Here is a 19,268-nt window from a genome sequence, read left to right on the forward strand (position 1 = left end):
GGCGTGCCCGCCCCGCTTCAGCGGCCGGATCGGACTACTGGAGGTCGGAGGCCTTGTAGTAGCCGCTGTCGACGAGCACCTTCTGGTAGTTGTCCTTGGTCACGACGACAGGCTGGAAGAGGTAGCTCGGCACGACCTTGGTCTTGTTGTCGTAGCTCTTGGTGTCGTTGACCTCGGGCTTCGTGCCGGTGAGGATGTCGTTCGCCACCTTGGCGGCCTCGTTGGCGAGCTGACGGGTGTCCTTGTAGATCGTCGAGTACTGCGTGCCCGCGATGATCTGCTTGACGCTGGCGACCTCGGCGTCCTGGCCGGTGATGATCGGCAGCTTCTTGCCGCTGGAGCCGTAGCCCGCGCCCTCGAGCGCGCTCAGGATCCCGTCGGAGAGGCCGTCGTAGGGCGAGAGCACGCCCTGCACCGCAGCGCCGCCGGAGTACGACTTGGCGATCAGGTCCTGCATGCGGGCCTTGGCGGTCGCCGGGTCCCAGCGCAGGATGGCGACCTGGTTGAAGTTGGTCTGCCCGCTCTTGACGACGAGGGTGCCGTCGGCGATGTAGGGCTTGAGGGTGTCCATCGCGCCGTTGAAGAAGAAGGTCGCGTTGTTGTCGTCCGGGCTTCCGGCGAAGACCTCGATGTTGAACGGGCCCTTGGCCCCGGTCTTCTTGCCGTCGGCGTCGAGGATGCCGAGGCCGGTCAGCAGCGAGTTCGCCTGGTAGACGCCGACCTTGTAGTTGTCGAACGAGACGTAGTAGTCGACGTTCTTGTCGCCGGTGAGCAGGCGGTCGTACGAGATGACCTTGATGCCGGCCTTGGCCGCCGCGTCGAGCTGGTCGGTGAGCGAGCCGCCGTCGATGGAGGCGATGATCAGCACCTTGGCGCCCTTGGTGATCATGGTGTTGATCTGCTGCACCTGGGTGGGGATGTCGTTGTTGGCGTATTCGAGGTCGACCTTGTAGCCGTTCTTCTGGAGGTCGGACTTGACCGCGTTGCCGTCGGCGATCCACCGCTCGGAGACCTTGGTCGGCATGGCGACGCCGACGAGCGCCCCCTTGTTGTCGGCGGTGCCGGCGCCGTTCCCGTTTCCGGGTCGGCCTCCCGAGCACGCGGCGAGCATGACGGCGACACCGAGGGCGACCGCCCCGAGTGCGATTCTCTTCAACTTCACTGTGATTCCCTTCGAGGGTGAGGCGGTCTGCACGCGGGCTGCGTGCGGGTACCAGGGCCGGAAACCGGTCGATGATCGGGCCATCGGCGATCGGCCGATCGACGTCTGCGCGAGCGTGGGCCCGAGGTGCTGCTTCGCATCCCGACCCTCCTTCTGCGACGTCGTCGTCGTCCGCTAGGCTGCTGTCCGATATATGTGACCGGTCCCAGAACGGGTATGACGTTATGCCTCATCCAGCCTTCGCGTCAAGCAACGCGCCGAAAAACGTCCGCCGCCCTATGATCGGCAGAGCAGGGCGATCCGCCGCGGTACCGTCTTGCCGGAACCCGGAGCGAGCATGACGGACAAGGTCGACGGCGAGGCGGCCAAGCCCCTCTCGATCCGCGATGTTGCACGTATCGCCGGGGTCTCCCGGCAGACCGTGTCCCGGGTCCTGAACGGCGAGCGCTACATCAAGCCCTCGACCGAGGAGCACGTCAAGAAGGTCATCGAGGAGCTCGCCTGGCGGCCCAACAGCGCAGCCAGAGCTCTCGCCACGTCGCGCTCGAAGGCGATCGGGCTCCTGGTCTCCGCCCGCTCCCACTACGGGCCGTTCAGCGCGGCGGCCGCCGTCGACGAGGCCGCCCGAGCCCGCGGCTACGCCATCGTCTCGGCGACGCTGGCCCACGAGGACGAGGCGAGCCTCACCGAGGCGCTCGACGCGTTCCTCGCCCAGGGCGTCGACGGGGTGATCGTGATCGCCCCGCAGCAGCGGGCGCACGAGGCGCTGCGCAAGGTGTCGATCCGGGTGCCGTTCATCAGCCTCCAGTGGCCGGACGCGCCAGGCGACCGCGCCGTCGCCTTCGACCAGCGCGAGGGGGCGCGGCTGGCCACCCGGCACCTCATCGAACTCGGGCACAGCCGCATCGTGCACGTCGCCGGCCCCCAGGACTGGAACGAGGCGGAGGAGCGCATGCGCGGCTACCTCGATGAGATGTCGGCACGGGACCTCCCGACCGCCCCGCCGGTCCTCGGCGACTGGACGGCCGACACCGGCTACGACCTGGGCATGAAACTACTCGGCGGCAGGGAGTTCACCGCGGTCTTCGCCTCGAACGACCAGATGGCGCTCGGCCTCATGCACGCCGCGGCGGACCTTGGCCTGCGCGTTCCGCGCGACCTGAGCATCGTCGGCTTCGACGACATCCCGGAGGCGAAGCACTTCGCGCCGCCGCTGACGACCGTGCGCCAGGACTTCGCGCAGCTCGGCGCCAGCGCGATCGAGCGTCTGATCGCCGACATCGAGGGACGCGCCGAGCCCCCTGCGGAGTTCACCGCTCCGGAGCTCATCGTGCGGCGGAGCACTGCTGCGCCGGAGTGACGGGCTTCCGGCGCCGGATGTTTCGCCCTGTGACGCCGAGCGTGACTCACGTCGTCGAGCTGCCTATGCTCGGTACTCATCGCGCACCCCGCGACACCGCCACCGACCGTGAGAAGGACATCGTGACCCGTCAGCCCAGCCCCACCGCGAAGGACGCCCTGCTCCGGGCCGCCTCCGGGCAGGGCGCGGAGATGTTCGACGACGGATACGCCCTGCACCCCATCGCGCGCCAGGCGGCGATCGCCACCCCGTCGCACTGGGCCGACGTTTTCGTCGTCTCCGTCGGCGACGACGGCTGGATCGAGCTGGCCGACCTGGACGGCGGCAGCGTCCGCTGCTGGCACTACGACGACCTGAGCGACCTGCTCGAGCCGGGCGCGCCCGTCGCCGTCCACACGCTCTACGGCGTGCTCTCCGCCGGCGACGAGCTCCTCAACGTGCGCCTCGCGCGCCCCTGAGGCCGCGCACCCCGAACTACGACGCCATCATCGGCTTCATGGACGCCATCATCGCGTCGCATGCGTCCGCGCAGTTGCCGCAGACCTGAGCGCACATCGTCGCGGACGCGCTCCCGGACATCCCGCCGCAGTCGTCCGCGCAAGCGCGGCACATCGCCGACGTGGCCTGCAGCATCGCCATCATCGCCGCCATGTCACCTGCGTTCATCGGCATCGGGCGCAGCATCATCCGCATCATCGTGTTGCACATCTCGGCGCAGCTCATGCACATCGCCGAACCGGACATGCCTTCCATCGACATGGAGCCCGCGCACATGGTGCACGCCTGCTCGCACGCCGAGCACGCCTCGATACATCGCTGCATCATCGACAGGTCCATGCCCGCCATCGGCCCTTGGGCGGACTCCTTCATCATGGACATCATCCCGGTCATGTCATCCATTTCCTGCACCCACTTCCCGCCGGCACGGGAGGCAGGCCGCCTCGAGGGACCGTGCGCGACACCGGCAACGATAGGAGGGTTCGGCAGCGGCGACAAGCAGTTCTGGACGCGCTCAGCCCACGATGTCCCGCATGAACACCTGCGCCTCCCACGGAGCGCACCGGCCGTCCACCCGCGGCGGCCGTTCCTCGAGATTTCCGAGCACCGGCTCCGCCTCGCTCCAGACCGCCGCGTCGGGGAGGTCGTACTCCGCCGGCTCGCCGGAGAGGTTCGCGATGACGAGCAGCTGCCGGGCGCCGAGCGTCCGCGTGTACGCGAACACGGTCGGATGCTCCGGCAGCACGAGTTCGAAGCTGCCGTGCGAGACCACCCGCTCGCTGTGGCGCAAGGCGATCAGCGCGCGGTAGTGCGCGAACACCGACCCCGGGTCGTCGCGCTGGGTTTCGGCGTTGATCCGGGCCGCGTTCGGGTTGACCGCGATCCACGGGGTGCCCGAGGTGAAGCCGGCCGCCGGGCCGTCCGACCATTGGACCGGCGTGCGCGCGTTGTCGCGGCTCATCACGCGCAGGGCCGCGAGCACGGCCTTCGGCGCCTGGCCGCGCTCGCCGACGGCCTCCGCGTAGTAATTGAGGGACTCGATGTCGCGGAAGTCGGCGACGTCGGCGAACGGCATGTTCGTCATGCCCAGCTCCTCGCCCTGGTAGATGTACGGCGTGCCGCGCATCAGGTGCAGCACGGTCGCGAGCGCGGTCGCCGACTCGCGCCAGTGCTCGCCGTCGTCGCCGAAGCGGCTGACGACGCGCGGCTGGTCGTGGTTGTTCCAGTACAGGCTGTTCCAGCCCACGTCAGCGAGACCGTCCTGCCACCGGCCGAGCGACGCCTTCAGGTCCCGCGGCGTCGCCGCGGCCGGGTCGAACTTGCCGCCGGCCCCGTGATCGAGACCGACGTGCTCGAACTGGAACACCATGTCGACCTCGCGCCGGTCGGGGTCGGTGAACAGCCGGGCGTGCTCGATCGTCACGCCCGGCATCTCGCCGACGGTGAGGAAGTCGCCGGAGCGCCCGCCGAACACCCGCTCGTGCATCTCCTGGAGGAACTCGTGGATGCGCGGCCCCTGCGCGTAGAACGGGAACCCGTCGCCGTGGACGGCGCCAGGCGCGACCTCGCCGTCGGGGAGTTCGACCACCTTCGAGATCAGGTTGATCACGTCCATCCGGAACCCGTCGACGCCGCGGTCGAGCCACCAGTTCATCATGTCGTAGACGGCCTGGCGGACCTCCGGGTTCTCCCAGTTGAGGTCCGGCTGCTTCCGCGAGAACAGGTGCAGGAAGTACTCCCCCGAGGCCGCGTCGTACTCCCAGGCCGGGCCGGAGAAGAAGGAGCCCCAGTTGTTCGGCTCGGCGCCGGGAGTACCCGGGACGAACCCGGCCCTCGGCTTCCGCCACCAGTACCAGTCGCGCTTCGGGCTGTCGACGGACGACGCGGACTCCACGAACCACGGGTGCTCGTCGGAGGTGTGGTTGACCACCAGGTCCATGACCAGCTTCATACCGCGGGCGTGGATGTCCGCCAGCAGCTCGTCGAAGTCCTCGAGAGTCCCGTAGGCCGGATCGATCGCGCGGTAGTCGCTGATGTCGTAGCCGTTGTCGTCCTGCGGGGACGCGTAGATCGGCGACAGCCAGACGACGTCGACCCCGAGCAGCTGAAGGTGGTCGAGACGCTGCCGGATGCCGCGGAGGTCGCCGATGCCGTCGCCGTCGCTGTCCGCGAAGCTGCGCGGATAGATCTGGTAGACGACGGCGGAACGCCACCACTGGTCGTCGGGCGCGGCGGCGCCGGGGAGTCCGGCGCGGCCGGGGTTCGTGGTCAGGTCGGTCATGACGCTCCATCCGGGTCGAGTTCGACGAGCACGACCTGCCAGGCGCCAGGAGGCGGCAGGACGACCGTCGCGTGCGTCCCGTCCGCGTGGACGGGGAGGTCGACGAGCCGGGGTGACCCGTCCGGGTCGGCGACGCGGACGCACGGCGTCGCGCCGGCGACCGTGCGGAGACGCAGCGTCCCCTGGCCGACGTCCGCCAGGGGTGCCTTGGGCGCGTCCCAGAGCGCGTCCGGCTGACCGGCCAGGTTGATCAGGTGGACGACCAGGCCGTGCTTCGTCTGCACGACCCGGCGCCAGACGGCGCCGGCGACGGGTTCGCCCGCGACCGCCGCGTCCGGGTAGGAGACGTCGAGGTCGTCGTTGTACGGCCCCGCGTACGAGCCCGTGACGTCCACGATCGCGGGATCGAACAGCAACTCGTCGTGCTCGACCATGAAGTCGTACCAGCGCCGGAGCAGGGTCGCCGTGGAGTCTTCGACGACGTGGTTGCGCACGTAGTAGGGGTCCACCAGGATGCGGTCGGCCTCCCCGGCGAGGAGCTGGGTGGCCCCGTGCGAGAACAGCGTCGCCATGGTGAAGGCGGTGGCGCGGTCGGCAGCGGCGGCGGACGCCGAGTCGTAGACGTGCTGGTACGCCGCGATCGCGATGGGCTTGTCCCGTCCTGCTGCCCGGGCCCGGGTCACGACGGAGGCGAGCGAGCCGAGCGTCAGGTGCGGGTCCCACACCTCGATGTAGACGGCGTCCTGCGGGCTCGCCGCCGTCGTCCAGGTCGGGAAGTCGTTGACGTTGTTGAAGACCAGGTGGGCGTCGGGAAGGGCCTCCCGCACGCCGCCGATCATCGTGTCGAACGACCGGGCGACGTCGACGCTGCGGCCGTCCGCCCGGCGCGCGTGCTTCGGGTAGCCGTACTGGTCGAGGTGGAAGCCGTCGAACCCGACGGTCTCGACGGCCGCGGTGAGCTCATCCCGGAGGTGCGTCAGCCACGGCACGGCGGCCGGGTCCACGATGAAGAGGAAGTCGCCGAGCGCGTACGGCTCGCCGGCCGCGTCGAGCAGGGCCCATTGCTTCCAGCCGTCCCACTCCCGCGGGCCGACCGCGTAGACGGCGGCGTACCCGAGGGCGCGCGCTCCGGCCGCGTGGACGCCGTCGACCAGCCGGCGCACCGTCGCCAGCGAGACCGGCTGGCCCAGCGCGTCCTCGTAGTCATCGCCGCCGCCCAGCAGCTCGGCGTGCCGGTACGCCCAGTCGTAGAACTGCACATCCGTGAGGTGGAGGCGGCGGACGGTGTCGACCAGTCCGCGCGGGTCGCGGCCGGGGCTGTAATCGACGGTGAAGCCGTAGCGCAGCCGCGGCGTGTCCGCCCCGGCGACCTGGAGGGCCGTGCGGAGGACTGTGGAGCCGTCGGTCCACTCGACGCCGTAGCCTCCGGGCTCCGGCGATCCGAGCGAGACGAAGCCGTCGCCGTCCGTCGCCCGGACGCCCTGCTTCTCGCCGAGACGCCAGAACGTGAGCTCTCCGGCGCCGGAGACGTCGCGCACCTCGACCCGGACCTCGTCGCCCGCGCCGAACCAGGCGCGCTCGGGCAGCAGCTCGCTCATCCCTTCACCGCCCCGGAGGTCAGGCCCTGCACGAAGTACCGCTGGAAGACGAGGAACACCACGATCACCGGGACGACCGCGATCACCGATGCCGCGAAGACGAGCCCCCACTGCGTGGCGTTCTCGCCCTGGAACAGTGCGATGGCGATCGGGAGCGTGCGCCTCGCGGGGGTGTTGATGATCGTCAGGGCCCAGGCGAACTCGTCCCAGCAGGCCAGGAACGTGAAGATGGTGGCCGTCGCGAGTGCGGGCTTGGCCAGCGGCAACGCGAGCCGCCAGTACCGGGTCCAGGCGTTCGCGCCGTCGACCTGCATCGCCTGGTCGAGCTCGGCCGGGATAGACGCGAAGAAGCCGCGCAACAGGAAGGTGTTGAGGGCGAGCGATCCGGCGACGTAGAACACGATGAGGCCGCCCAGCGAGTCGATCAGCCCGAAGAACTTCGCGATGATGAACTGCGGGATGATCAGCATCATCGCCGGGACGACGAGCCCGATCAGCAGGATCCGGAACATCATCTCCCGCCCCGCGAACCGGTAGCGGGCGAACCCGTAGGCCATCATCGAGCTGATCAGCACGGAGAGCGCCGTGGAGATGACCGCGACGATCGTGGAGTTCAGGAAGTACAGCCCGAAGTCCTGGGTGGTCAGCGCCTGCCGGTAGTTGTCGGTCGTGGCCGGGCTCGGGATGAACTGCGGCGGCACCGTGAGCACATACGCCTGGCTCTTGAAGCTGGTCGAGAGCATGTAGAGGAACGGCGTCACCATGATCGCTGCGCCCACGACGAGGACGGCGATCCTGACGCCGGTGCCGAGCCTCCGCCGGCCGTTCGCTGTGGCGGTCATGCGAGATCCTCTCCATTGCGCTCGCGGAACACCCGCAGCTGGATGACGGCGAGCACGAAGACGATGACGGCGAGGATCACGGCGAGCGCCGAGCCATAGCCGAAGTCGAGGTACTGGAACGCCTGGTTGTACATGTAGGTCAGGACGACGTCGGTCTGGCCGCCCGGACCGCCGCCGGTCATCACGAGCACGGAGGTGAAGACATTGAAGCCGCCGATGACGAGCATCACCGTGACGAAGAGCAGCGACGGCCAGATCGCGGGGATCGTGACGACGCGGAAGCGCTGCCAGCGGCCGGCGCCGTCCATGGTGGCGGCCTCCTCCAACGACTGCGGCACGCCCTGGAGGGCGGCGAGGAAGATCATCATCGACCAGCCGACGCCCTTCCAGACTCCGAGGGCGCAGATCGCGACGAGGGCTGTCCAGCGCCCGGACAGCCAGGACACGTCGGAGTTCATCAGGTGCAGGAAGTCGTGCAGTGTGAAGTTGACGAGCCCGCCGTCCGCGAAGAGGTACTTGAACAGAAGCGAGACGACGACCCAGCTCGTGATGACCGGAAGGTAGAAGAGCACCCGGAAGACCGGCTGGCTGGGGCTCTTGCGCTTGAGGAGGACAGCGATGAGGAGCCCGAGGACGATCTGAGGCGGCACGGTGAAGAGCATGTAGATGCCGCTGTTGGCCAGGCTCAGCCAGAAGTGCGGGTCCTGGAACGCGCGGACGTAGTTCGCCAGCCCGAGGAACTGGCTGACCGCGCCGGCCATGAGCTTCCAGTCGTAGAAGCTCATCTGCACGGCCTGCAGGATCGGCAGCAGGATCAGCACGACGAAGAGGACGAAGCCGGGCGCGATGAAGAGGTACGGCGTCGCGCCGCCGGTGATCCGGCCGGACGTCGCCCGACGACCCGGCTGCGGGCGCCGCTGTCCCGCCGAGGTGCGCCGCGGCGCGGTGGGGTCGGCCCCCACCGCGCGCGCGGTCCGTTCTGTCGTGGTGCTCACGGGTTCACTTTCCGGTCAGCAGCGGGTCGATCTGCTGGGCCGCCGTGGTGAGGGCGGCCTTCACACTGGTCGTCCCGCTGAAGGCCGGGGTGAGTGCGGCGCTCAGGATGCCGTCGACTTTCGCCCCCTGCGGGATGGCCAGCCGCGACTTCGCCGTCTTGAGCTGGTCCGCGAAGGTGGTGAAGTACGGGTCGATCGCGGCCTGCTTGGCGGCGAAGGCCGGGATCACCGTCATCTGGCCGGTCTTGGCCATTGCGATCTGGAACTGCTCGGACTGGGTGAAGCGGATGAATTTCTCCGCCGCCGTCTGGTTCTTCGACGAGGCTGTGAGCACGATGTCCTCGCCGCCGACGACGCTGGTGGAGGCGCCGTCGCCCTTCGGCACCGGCGCGTAGATCGGCGAGAAGTCCTTGTACTGGCCGGCCCAGATCGCCTTCATCCACGGTCCGTCGAGGATGGTCGCGTACTTCCCAGTCGGCAGGCCGTCGGAGGTGGACGTCGCGCCCTGGTTGCCCGTGATCAGGTTCGGGATCTGGCCCTCCTTGTAGAGGTCGACCAGCATCTGCACCGCCGCGACCGACTTGGGCCCGTCGAGGTACCCGCTGGCCTTGGTCAGGCTCGCGTTGGTGATCTCACCGCCGTTGGACCAGATCCACGGATAGATGTTCCAGCCGCCGAGGCCGCCGTCGGCGAAGACCGAGACGCCGGTGCCCTTGAGCTTGGCGGCCATCTGCTGGAGGTCGCCGAAGGTCTTCGGCGGAGCGCTCATCCCCGCCGCGTCGAGCGCCTTCTGCGACGTGATCAGCACGCGGGTGTTGGTGTCGAGCGGAAGGCCGTAGTACTTGCCGTTGTACTTGTTCGTGGTCAGCGTTCCCGGGTACACCGCCTTGGAGAGCGTCCCGAAGTCGGACATCGACTCGGACAGCGGGGTGAGGACGCCGAGCTGGGCGAGCTGCGGGACCCAGCCGATGTCGGAGCGGACGAGGTCCGGGAGGCTCCCGCCGGCGGCGCTGGTCGTCAGCTTCTGCAGCAGGTTGTTGTACGGGATGTCCACGTAGTTGACCGTGATGCCCGGGTTGGCCTTCTCGAAGGCGGGGATGAGGGTCTTGTTCAGCGCGTCCTGCTGGGCGGAGTTGCCGCCGTTGCCGTACGAGCCCCAGAACGTCAGGGTGACCGGGTGGCTGGACGAGCCGTCGGAGGAGCCGCCCGAGGCGGCGGAGCACCCACTGGCGACCAGTGCGATGGATGCCGCGAGCGCCGCCGTCGCGGCCAGTGCGGTGGAACGCTTCATTGCAGTTCTCCTGTCGGAAGGGGGCGCTCGTGCTGGCCCCGCGGTGTGGAGTTATTTCTATGGCAAAAACAACCCGCTGTCAACAACCTCCTGAATCCGCAATTTTCGCCTGAGTTCGTTGATTGACGAAACAATCTCGGTATGCCAAAGTGAGGGAACCGCACCGCCGAAGGAGGACCAGTGACCGTCACCGCACCGACATGGGCGCCCGAGGCGGGCGCCTCCCGGTCCGTCGCGCTCGAGGTCCTCCTCAACGGCCCGCTCTCCCGCAGCGAGATCGCCCGACGGCTGGACCTCTCCCCCGGCTCCCTCACCCGCCTGAGCGCGCCGCTGATCGAGACGGGGCTGCTCGTGGAGACCGGCGAGCTCGCCGAGGGGCGCACCGGCCGGCCATCCCGTCCGCTGGACATCGTGTCGACCTCGCGCCACTTCATCGGCATGAAGCTGATGGCCGACCGGGTGCAGGGCGTCGCCACCGACCTCCGCGCGAACATCATCGCGACGGACATGGTGGAGTTCGGCTCGCGCGACCCCGACACCGTCGCCGACGCGATCGCCGAGCTGGCCGACCGGCTCTCCCGCGACGTGCCGCCCGTGACCGCCCTCGGTGTCGGCCTCGGCGGCCGCATCGCCGGCAACACGCGCGTCGCGAGCGCGGCCTTCCTCGAGTGGGAGGACGTGCCGCTGGTCGACATGATCGAGCAGCGTACGGGCATGTCCACGGTCATCGAGAACGACGTCATCGCCTTCACCGAGGCCGAGCACTGGTTCGGCTACGGCCGCGGCCTCGACCGCTTCGCAGTGATCACCCTCGGAGCGGGCGTGGGCTACGGCCTGGTCATCCACGACGGCATCGTGGCCGACGACGACGCCGGCATCGGCCTCATCGGCCACTGGCCGCTGGATCCGATGGGCCCGCTGTGCCCGGCCGGTCACCGCGGCTGCGCCCGCAGCGTCCTCACCCAGGCGGCGATCGTCCACGAGGTCGGCACCGCGCTCGGGCGCGAGGTCGGCTACGACGAGGCGCTGACCCTGGCTGCGGCGGGCGAGCCCGCCGCACGCCGGGTCGTCGACGACGCCGGGCGCGGCCTCGGCCGCCTCCTGGCGGCCGTGGCCAACCTCACGATGCCCGAGCGCATCGTCCTCGGCGGAGAGGGAGTCCGGCTGGTCGAGGTCGCCCGCGAGGCCATCGACCAGGGCATCGCCGCCGACCGCGACCCGCGGGCGAAGCGGCTCGACCTCATCACGACGTCCGGCGACAACCTCGAATGGTGCCGGGGGGCTGCCGTGATCGCCATTCAGACGTATGTGCTCGGGACCCACCCGGGGGTGGGCTGAGCGCGGGGTCACCGCCCCGAGCATGCCTCCGCGCCGAGTTCCGCACGCGTCGGAGGGTTCGCACCTCTCCTGCCCACGGTGATCGCCGCCGCGCGGGACGCCCGTGACAGCAGTCGCGACAGCGTCTCGGTGTCGATCGCGCGCAGCGCGTCCCGCCGATCGGCGCCGGTCAGCCCCTCGGCTACCAGGCCGTCCAGCAGCGCCGCGGTGAACGTGTCGCCCGCGGCGACCGTGTCGACCACGGGGACGCGCACCGCGTCGCACGCCACGTTGCCGCCCTGCGCGAACGCCAGCGAGCCGCGTGCTCCCCGTGTCACCACCACCAGCTCAGCCCCCTCGCTCAACCATCGGGAGGCCGCGACGCGTGGCGACGACCCGGGAGCCAGCCACGCAAGATCCTCATCGCTCAGTTTGATGACGTCGGCGAGCGCGAGGATCCGTTCGATCCGCGCGCGGGAGCCCTCGCCGCAGAGCGAGACGCGGATGTTCGGATCGACGCTGACGATGGACGTCGCCCGCGCGGACCGCAGGTAGTCCTCGACGGCGGCTGCGCCGGGCTCGAGCGCAGCGGCGATCGAACCCGTGTGCACCACTGCGGCCGGCTGCACCCTCCCGAGGGAGGCCTCCCAGGCGACGTCGAACGCGTAGCTCGCGGAGCCGTCGGCCGCGATCGTCGCGCGGGCGGTCGCCGTGCGCGCGATCGGCGTCACCTCGACGGCGACCCCCGACGCGGCGAGCCATTCACGCAGTCCCCGACCGCGCTCATCGTCGCCGACCGCCGTGGCGAGCCGCACGCCACGACCCAGCCGGCCGAGCGCCAGGGCCGTGTTCGCCGGGCCGCCGCCGAACGCCTCCTCTGTCCCGGCCGGGCCGCTGAAGATGTCGACGAGCGCCTCGCCGATCACCAGGATCGCTTCCCCGGCCGGCTCGACCGTAGAGGCCGCCCCGACCGTGGAGGCCGGCCCACCGCGCGCGGGCACGCTCAGCCCCGGCCGGCGGCGACCGGAACGGTCCGCCCCGAATGGTCCGACGCGTCGCCGAGCACGACGACGCCGTCGCGCACCCGGACCGGACGCGGGTCGGTGACGCCGCCGACGAACGAACCGTCCGGGCCGGTGTTCTCGAACGCCAGGAACATCGCCGCCCCCGACACCCGGTCGTGCATGACCCGGCCGACGTACAGGTCGTGGTCGGTGACCTGCTGCGCGCGCGTCGGATCCCAGCGGCCGTCGGCGTCGGCGATGATCGCCCAGGTGCCGCCGGTGCTGCCGGTGCGCCTGCGCTCGTCCGCGAGGTCGGAGGCGAGGCAGGAGAAGAACAGGACGCGCTCGCCGTCGATCTCGGCGGTGTTGAGCACTTCCAGCTGGCCGAAGCCGCTCCCCGGCTCGCTGAGCGGCGGCTGCAGCTCCCAGTGCCGGAGATCGTCGGAGACGGCGGTCGCGATGACGCCGCGGTCGTCAGGCCGGCCGTGGTTGGCGCGGGCCGTGATGAGCATGCGCCAGCGGCCGATGCTCTCGTCGCGGTACACCCACGGGTCGCGGAACGCCTCGTCGTGCCAGTGGCCGTCGGCGAGCCGCTCGTACCACCGCGAGTCGGCGCTGAGGATCGGGTTGCAGTCGCTCTTGGTCCAGTCGTAGAGGTCGGTCGACGTCGCCATCCCGATGCTCTGCACGTTGCCGTCGTCCGTCAGCACAGTGCCGGTGTAGAACATGCGCCAGAGTCCGTCGTCGCCTTGGACGACGCTGCCGGTCCAGGTTGCGAGCTCATCGAAGGCCGGAGCGTCGCTGCGGACCAGCGCATCGACCACCCGGGTCCAGTTCACGAGGTCGTCGGAGACCGCGTGGCCGATGGAGGCACGGTAGTGGCGGGCGTCGGGATCCTTGAGCGCCTTCGACGCGTAGAGGAAGAACAGGTGGTACTTCTCACCGTCGTCGGCGAGCCAGAAGTCCCAGACCCAGCTGTCGGGAAGTGCGTACATGGTCAGCCTTTCAGCCCCTGCGAGGCGATGGAGTTGACGAACGAGCGCTGGAACGCCACGAAAAGGGCCAGCACAGGGACGGTGATGATGGTCGCGTAGGCCATGATCTGGCCCCACGACGTATTGAGTTGCTTGAAGTAGTCGATGCCGACCATCGCCGGCCGCACAGCCTCGCTCTGCGTGACCATGAGCGGCCAGAGGTACTGATTCCAGGCGGGCAGGAAGGTCAGGATCGCGACGGTCGCGATCGCTGGGCCGGCCAACGGCATGATGATGCTGCGGTAGATGCGGAACCAGCCCGCTCCGTCGACCCGCGCCGCCTCGTCCAGCTCCTTCGGGATGGAGTCGAAGTACTGGTAGAAGAGGAAGACCGAGAACGCGTTGGCGATGAACGGCACGATCTGCACGGTGTACGTGTCGAGCCAGCCCTGCACGATCTGCGTGCCGTCGAAGTAGGGCAGCTGGTTGACCTCCCACAGCAGCGGCAGCGCCATCACCTCGAACGGCACGATCAGCGTGGCCAGGATGACGCCGAGCGCCACCTTGCCGCCGGGGATGCGCATGCGCGAGAGCGAGAACGCCGCCAGCGAGTTGACGATCAGCCCGAGCCCGACAGTGAGCACCGAGATCAGGATCGAGTTGAAGAGGAACTGCGCGAACGGCACGCGGTCGAACACGCCGGCGTAGTTCTCCAGGCTGATGTTCCCGACGGGGAGGAACGCCTGGATGCCGCCCAGATCCCCGAAGATCTGCGCGTCCGGCTTGAAGCTGGAGACGATCATGAAGACCAGCGGGAGCCCGAAGACGAGCGCGAGCGCGATCTTGAGGGCGAGCATCAGAGCGGGCCGCCAGACGCCGCGCCGGCGCCGGGTCGGTTCGATGGTGTGCGGCGTCTCGATGTCCGCGACGTCGCGGATGGTGTCGGTCATCGCCGGGCCTCCTTGTCACGGGTGAGGAATCGCTGGGTGAGGGTGACGATCAGCACGAGCACGAAGAACACCAGCGAGATCGCCGACGCGTAGCCGGTCTGCTGCTGCTGGAATCCGCTGCGCACCGCCTGGAAGACGAGGGTCGTCGTGGAGTTGAGCGGGCCGCCCTGGGTCATGATCTGCACCTGCGAGAACAGTCCGAACGCGGCGATCGTGATCGTGATGAGGATGAAGGTGCGGGTCGCCCGCAGCCCCGGCCAGGTGACGTGCGCGAACTGCTGCCAGCGCGTGGCGCCGTCGAGAGCGGCCGCCTCGTACAGCTCGGCCGGGATGGTCTGCAGCCCGGCCAGCCAGATGATCATGTGGAAGCCCATCGCCTGCCAGGCCGACATCAGGATGATCGCGAGGAGCGCCCAGTGCGGGTCGCCGAGCCAGTCGGGGCCCTGGATGCCGACCTTCGACAGCAGGACATTGATGAGGCCGTCCTTCTGGTACAGGAACAGCCAGAGCATCGAGACCACCACGATGGAGGTCACGACAGGGAGGAAGTAGACCGTGCGGAAGAAGGTCGTCCCGCGCGTCTTGGAGTTCACCAGCACGGCGAGCACGAGCGCGAGCGTCGACTGCAGCGGAACGATCACGACCGAGAAGATGATCGTGTTGCGCAGCGACGCCCAGAACGTGTCGTCGGTGAACAGGGCGACGAAGTTGTCCAGCCCGACGAAGTGGGCGGGCTCCGGCGACACGAGTCGCGCGTTGGTGAAGGCCAGCCCGAAGGTCAGACCGATCGGGACCAGCAGGAAGGTGACGATCAGGACAGCGGCCGGGGCGAGCATGGCCCACCCGACGACGGCTTCCTTCTTCGCGCCGCGTGCCGCCGGCTTGGACCGGCCCGAGTGCGGTAGTGCTGAGGCGGCGCGCTCGGCGGGCGCGGCCGGCTCGGTGATGGTGCTCATGGTGACGTCCTTGTCCGTCAGCCCGACCGGCCCGGGAGGGACCTCCCGGACCGGCCATGCCGGCTACTTGAAGTAGTTGTTCGACTTCTGGTTGGCGTCGATGTCCTTGACCGCCTGGTCGAGGGTCGACTTCGGGTCGGCGCCGTTCAGGATGTCCTGCGCCGCCTTGGTGAATGTGGTCGCGATGAACGGGTAGCCCGGGGTCACCGGACGGACTTCGGCGAACTTCTTCGAGAAGTCGCGGAAGATCGCGTTCGCGCCGCCCGGCTGGTAGCCCGGCACCTGCGCCGCCGCCGCGTCTGTCGCGGGGATGGTGCCGGTGGCCTTGGCGACCTGGGCCACGTACTTGTCGGCCGCGGCGAACTTCATGTACGCCAGCGCGCCTGCGGTGTTGCCGCAGGTCTTGGAGACGCCCCACTGCCAGGAGGCGCCGCCGATCTTGGGGCCCTTCCCGAGGTCGACCGACGGGAGGAAGACCGCGTCGTCCTTGAGCGCCGTCCGCACCTGGTCGGCCGCCCAGCCGCCGTCGTAGAGGATGCCGGTCTTGCCGTTGAGGAAGTCCGCCACCGGGTCGGCGCCCGACTTCGGGGAGATGTCGTTGCTGGTGACCAGCCCACGGAACCACTTCGCCCAGTCGACGGCCTTCGCCCCGTTGAGCACGCCGTCGGCCGTCTTGTAGCCGTCCCGGTTGATCAGGTCGCCGCCGAAGCTCTGCAGGAACGGCGAGTACGCGTACGGCCACCACTCCCCGGTGAAGCCGGTGGAGAAGTCGGCCGGGTACTGGAACTTGCCGGAGGCCTTGAGCTTGTCGAGCGCGTCCTGGAACTCGGTCTGCGTCCACGGCTGGTCCACCGTCGGGATGCGGATGCCCGCCGCGTCGAGCGTCGACTTGCGCGAGATCATCGTGAGGGCGACGTCGTAGAAGCCGTAGGAGTAGGTGGCGCCGTTGTACTTGCCGACCGTCGAGGGCAGGAACTTCGAGAGCGTGGAGTCCATCCCCGTGAGCGGACCGAGGTAGCCGGCCCAGGCCCAGTTCGGCACGTTCGGCCCGTCGATGTCCATGATGCAGGGCAGCTTCTTGGAGGCCGCCGCCGCCGTGACCGACTGGTTGTACGAGTCCTGCGGGAATGCCTGAACCTTGACCGTGTACTTCGACTGCGACGTGTTGAAGTCGGAGACGATCGACTGGATGGCGCCCAGCTCGGCCTTGTTGCCGGCGTTGTGCGTCCACATCACGATCTGGCCGCCGGATGTCCCGGTTCCGGCGCCGCCCTTGGCGCAGCCGGTCAGTGCGAACGTCGCGGTGGCCGCGACGACGGCCGTGGCGACGAGCGCCCGGCGGGTTGTCTTCCTCACGATGGTGATCCTCCATTGGATGTGTGATCGTCGGACCTGCGGGTGCGGGTCTGGATGCTGAATGCGTTTAGCAATCTGCTGAATGCGTTTAGCAAGGTCGAAAATAGCAATAGGATGGAGTCTGCGCAAGCGCAGCGGGAGAAATCTCCTGCTTGAATGATCCGCAGAGCAGAGGAGACGCCGGATGTCCGACAGGGTGACGATCGCTGACGTCGCGGCGAAGGCGGGCCTGTCCAAGGCGGCCGTCAGCCTCATCCTCAACGACCGGCCGGGCACCCGCCTCTCCCCTGAGACGGCCGAGCGCGTGCGGCGGATCGCCGAAGAGCTCAACTACCGGCCCAACCCCGCTGCCCGCACCCTACGGTTCGGCAAGGCGCCGATCGTCGGCTTCGTCTCCGACGACGTCACGCTCACCCGTTACGCGTCCGCGATGATCCGTGGCCTTCTCGATGTCGCCGAGGACCACGAGCACACCGTCCTGATCGCCGAGACGGGGCACCATCCCGAACGCCTCGGCGGGGTGCTCGACGCCATGGTGGACAGCCGGGCGGCCGGGCTGGTGTTCGGCTCGATGGCCGCCCGCCAGGTCGCCCTCCCCGCGCTCCCCGCCGACGTGCCGGTCGTGATGCTCAACGCCACCACCACCACGGACTACCCGGTCGTCCTCCCCGACGAGCGGGCCGCCGGAGCCGCCATGACGCAGCTGCTCGTGGACGCCGGCCACCGCCGCATCGCGCTCATCGGCCGCATCTCTCCCGAGATCCTCCCGGTCGAGGAGTCGGTCACCATCCTCGACCGTTTCGCCGGCATCGACGCGGTGCTCGCCGAACACGGCCTCACTCTGGCGGCGGACCTGCACGCCCGGCACTGGGAGCCGCAGACCGGCTACCGGCTCGCTCGCGAGCTCCTGGACAGCGGCGTGGACTTCACCGGCCTGATCTGCCTGAACGACAACGTCGCGTTCGGCGTCTACCAGGCGTTCCAGGAGGCCGGTGTCCGCATCCCCGACGATGTCTCCATCGTCTCCTTCGACGACGACGTCCTCGCCTCGATCCTGCGCCCGGCGCTCTCGACCGCCCGCATCCCGTACGAGCAGATGGGACGCACGGCGATGGAGCTGGCGCTCGCAGGGGACCGCACGCCGGTGCGGCACCTCATCCCGATGCCCGTCGTCGAGAGAGAGTCGGTTCGCGTGGTCGAGGCGCCCGAGGGTGTGCCTCTAGCTAACCCCCCGCGACTGTGAACCAGGTGCCGTAAGCCCCGGCGACGCACATCAGCACCGTGGCGATCCACCCCATCGAGTTCGCCAGCCGGCCGTTGACATGCTCCCCCATGATGCTGCGGCTGCGGGAGATCAGCATCAGCACGATCAGGAACGGGCCGGCGGCGATCCCGTTCACGATCGCCGAGAGGACAAGCAGGTCGACGGGATTCTTGTCGGCGACGGCGAGGACCGTTCCCACGACGATTCCGAGCGCCAGGAGGATGTAGAACACCGGCGCGCGACGAGGACTGCGGTCGAGTCCCCAGTCCTTGTTCAGCAGGCCCGCCATCCCGGCCGCCCCGGACGCCGCGAGCACCGGGATGGCGAGCACTCCGGAGCCGATGAAGCCCAGCGCGAAGAGCATCCCCGCGTAGCTCCCGGCGATCGGCTGCAGTGCCTTCGCGGCTTCCGCGGCACTGGTGATCGCCCGATGGTGCGCGCCCAGCGTGGCCGCCGACGAGGCGATGATCGCGAACATGATGAGCACACTGAACGCCATCCCGGTGAACACATCCAGCCGCCCGTTTCGGAGCCGGCGTCGCGCTTCCGGGCGGGGGCGATCCTCGAGCGCGGGAGCGTGCTCCCCGCCGCGCTTCTCGGCGCGCAGCTCCTCGACGCGTTGCGCGGACTGCCAGAAGAACATGTAGGGACTGATCGTCGTGCCGAGCACGCCGACCACCAGTCCGAGGGCGGCAGGCGTCGGTTTCATTCCCACGCCCACGAGTCCCCGGCCGACCTCGGCCCAGTCCACGTTCGACACGAACAGCACGGCGACGTAGACCAGCAGCACCATGCACAGCCATTTGAAGATCCGCCCGATCAGCGCGAAGGATCCGCCGGTCACGGCCACGGCGATCACGACGCCCGCGATCGCGCTCCACACGACCGCGGGCCCGAGGTGCAGCAGGTTCATGCCCTCGCCGATCGCATTCAGGTCGGCCGCGATGTTGAGGACGTTCGCGACGATGAGGAACACGATCAGGACCCCGATCGCGACCCGGAAACTGCGGGTGAAGTGCCGGCGGATCAGTCGGCCGAGGCTGTCGCCCGAGGCGAGGGCCATCCGGTCGCAGATCTCCTGCACCGCCATCATCAGCGGAAGCGTGAGCGGCACCGTCCACAGCATGCTGTAGCCGTAAGAGGCGCCGGCCTGGGAGTACGTCGCGATCCCGGAGGGGTCGTCATCGGCGGCCCCCGTCACCAGGCCCGGTCCGAGAACACCGAAGAACCGGGCCAGAGGACCACGTCGTATGTGCTCCCGGCCCGGCTGGTCGGAGGTCCCCGCGTCGAGCTCGGGGGGCACCTCCTGGGGTGGCTGCTCCTGCATGAACGGGCCGTTGTCCATCGGCGTCCTTCCGTGATGTGCCACACAAAGTACGCGCACGAATCGTCAGTGCGCTTATCACTGTGAGGATTCGAA

17 protein-coding genes are annotated in these 19,268 nt (G+C 69.1%); 4 read left to right on the forward strand and 13 right to left on the reverse strand.

What is annotated here, in order from left to right:
• Positions 1-34: 34 nt before the first annotated feature.
• The gene (gene chvE / locus AC1ROW_RS19105) at positions 35-1,162 is read right to left on the reverse strand and encodes a multiple monosaccharide ABC transporter substrate-binding protein (RefSeq protein ID WP_493020785.1); all 1,128 of its coding nucleotides are present in this window, start codon (positions 1,160-1,162) and stop codon (positions 35-37) included.
• A gap of 337 nt (positions 1,163-1,499) precedes the next feature.
• On the opposite strand from chvE, the gene AC1ROW_RS19110 reads away from it, so the two are divergent.
• Both AC1ROW_RS19110 and AC1ROW_RS19115 read left to right on the forward strand, forming a co-directional pair.
• On the forward strand, positions 1,500-2,522 hold the full coding sequence (locus AC1ROW_RS19110; RefSeq protein ID WP_493020787.1) for a LacI family DNA-binding transcriptional regulator: 1,023 nt from the start codon (positions 1,500-1,502) through the stop codon (positions 2,520-2,522).
• 41 nt (positions 2,523-2,563) lie between these two features.
• A complete protein-coding gene (locus AC1ROW_RS19115; protein WP_493020789.1) occupies positions 2,564-2,980 on the forward strand; it encodes a hypothetical protein in 417 nt (138 codons plus the stop codon).
• Between the two features lie 16 nt (positions 2,981-2,996).
• On the opposite strand, the gene AC1ROW_RS19120 is transcribed toward AC1ROW_RS19115, so the two are convergent.
• From AC1ROW_RS19120 to AC1ROW_RS19145, 6 genes are all read right to left on the reverse strand, one after another.
• On the reverse strand, positions 2,997-3,422 hold the full coding sequence (locus AC1ROW_RS19120) for a four-helix bundle copper-binding protein (protein WP_493020791.1): 426 nt from the start codon (positions 3,420-3,422) through the stop codon (positions 2,997-2,999).
• Positions 3,423-3,534: 112 nt separating this feature from the next.
• Positions 3,535-5,301 (reverse strand): glycoside hydrolase family 13 protein, encoded by a 1,767-nt coding sequence (locus AC1ROW_RS19125; RefSeq protein ID WP_493020793.1) that lies wholly within the window; start codon positions 5,299-5,301, stop codon positions 3,535-3,537.
• Positions 5,298-6,899 (reverse strand): glycoside hydrolase family 66 protein, encoded by a 1,602-nt coding sequence (locus tag AC1ROW_RS19130; RefSeq protein ID WP_493020795.1) that lies wholly within the window; start codon positions 6,897-6,899, stop codon positions 5,298-5,300. Before AC1ROW_RS19130 ends, AC1ROW_RS19125 begins: the two co-directional genes overlap by 4 nt.
• Positions 6,896-7,741, reverse strand: coding sequence for a carbohydrate ABC transporter permease (locus AC1ROW_RS19135; protein WP_493020797.1), 846 nt, complete (start codon positions 7,739-7,741; stop codon positions 6,896-6,898). The genes AC1ROW_RS19130 and AC1ROW_RS19135 overlap by 4 nt, the downstream gene beginning before the upstream one ends.
• The gene (locus AC1ROW_RS19140) at positions 7,738-8,736 is read right to left on the reverse strand and encodes a carbohydrate ABC transporter permease (RefSeq protein ID WP_493020799.1); all 999 of its coding nucleotides are present in this window, start codon (positions 8,734-8,736) and stop codon (positions 7,738-7,740) included. The genes AC1ROW_RS19135 and AC1ROW_RS19140 overlap by 4 nt, the downstream gene beginning before the upstream one ends.
• 4 nt (positions 8,737-8,740) lie before the next feature.
• Entirely contained in the window at positions 8,741-10,027 is a 1,287-nt protein-coding gene (locus AC1ROW_RS19145) for an extracellular solute-binding protein (RefSeq protein WP_493020801.1), read from the reverse strand.
• A 180-nt stretch (positions 10,028-10,207) separates the two neighbouring features.
• Here AC1ROW_RS19145 and AC1ROW_RS19150 point away from each other — a divergent pair, with 180 nt between their 5' ends.
• Entirely contained in the window at positions 10,208-11,365 is a 1,158-nt protein-coding gene (locus AC1ROW_RS19150; RefSeq protein ID WP_493020803.1) for an ROK family protein, read from the forward strand.
• An 8-nt stretch (positions 11,366-11,373) separates the two neighbouring features.
• Here the strand turns inward: AC1ROW_RS19150 and AC1ROW_RS19155 are convergent, their stop codons facing one another.
• The 5 genes from AC1ROW_RS19155 to AC1ROW_RS19175 form a co-directional block, all read right to left on the reverse strand.
• A complete protein-coding gene (locus AC1ROW_RS19155) occupies positions 11,374-12,345 on the reverse strand; it encodes a PfkB family carbohydrate kinase (RefSeq protein ID WP_493020805.1) in 972 nt (323 codons plus the stop codon).
• 2 nt (positions 12,346-12,347) lie between these two features.
• Positions 12,348-13,343, reverse strand: a complete 996-nt coding sequence (locus AC1ROW_RS19160) for a glycosyl hydrolase family 32 (RefSeq protein WP_493020807.1) — start codon at positions 13,341-13,343, stop codon at positions 12,348-12,350.
• A 2-nt stretch (positions 13,344-13,345) separates the two neighbouring features.
• Complete coding sequence (locus AC1ROW_RS19165) at positions 13,346-14,272, reverse strand: carbohydrate ABC transporter permease (protein ID WP_493020809.1); 927 nt, start codon at positions 14,270-14,272, stop codon at positions 13,346-13,348.
• Positions 14,269-15,228 (reverse strand): carbohydrate ABC transporter permease, encoded by a 960-nt coding sequence (locus AC1ROW_RS19170; RefSeq protein ID WP_493020811.1) that lies wholly within the window; start codon positions 15,226-15,228, stop codon positions 14,269-14,271. Before AC1ROW_RS19170 ends, AC1ROW_RS19165 begins: the two co-directional genes overlap by 4 nt.
• Before the next feature lie 63 nt (positions 15,229-15,291).
• Complete coding sequence (locus tag AC1ROW_RS19175; protein ID WP_493020813.1) at positions 15,292-16,584, reverse strand: extracellular solute-binding protein; 1,293 nt, start codon at positions 16,582-16,584, stop codon at positions 15,292-15,294.
• Positions 16,585-16,768: 184 nt separating this feature from the next.
• Between AC1ROW_RS19175 and AC1ROW_RS19180 the strand changes: the two genes are divergently transcribed.
• Positions 16,769-17,827, forward strand: coding sequence for a LacI family DNA-binding transcriptional regulator (locus AC1ROW_RS19180; RefSeq protein WP_493020815.1), 1,059 nt, complete (start codon positions 16,769-16,771; stop codon positions 17,825-17,827).
• Here AC1ROW_RS19180 and AC1ROW_RS19185 read toward each other — a convergent pair.
• Positions 17,808-19,193, reverse strand: a complete 1,386-nt coding sequence (locus tag AC1ROW_RS19185) for an Nramp family divalent metal transporter (RefSeq protein WP_493020817.1) — start codon at positions 19,191-19,193, stop codon at positions 17,808-17,810. The genes AC1ROW_RS19180 and AC1ROW_RS19185 overlap by 20 nt on opposite strands.
• Positions 19,194-19,268 lie beyond the last annotated feature (75 nt).

The organism is Leifsonia sp. GW821-FHT13C09, from assembly GCF_058806435.1.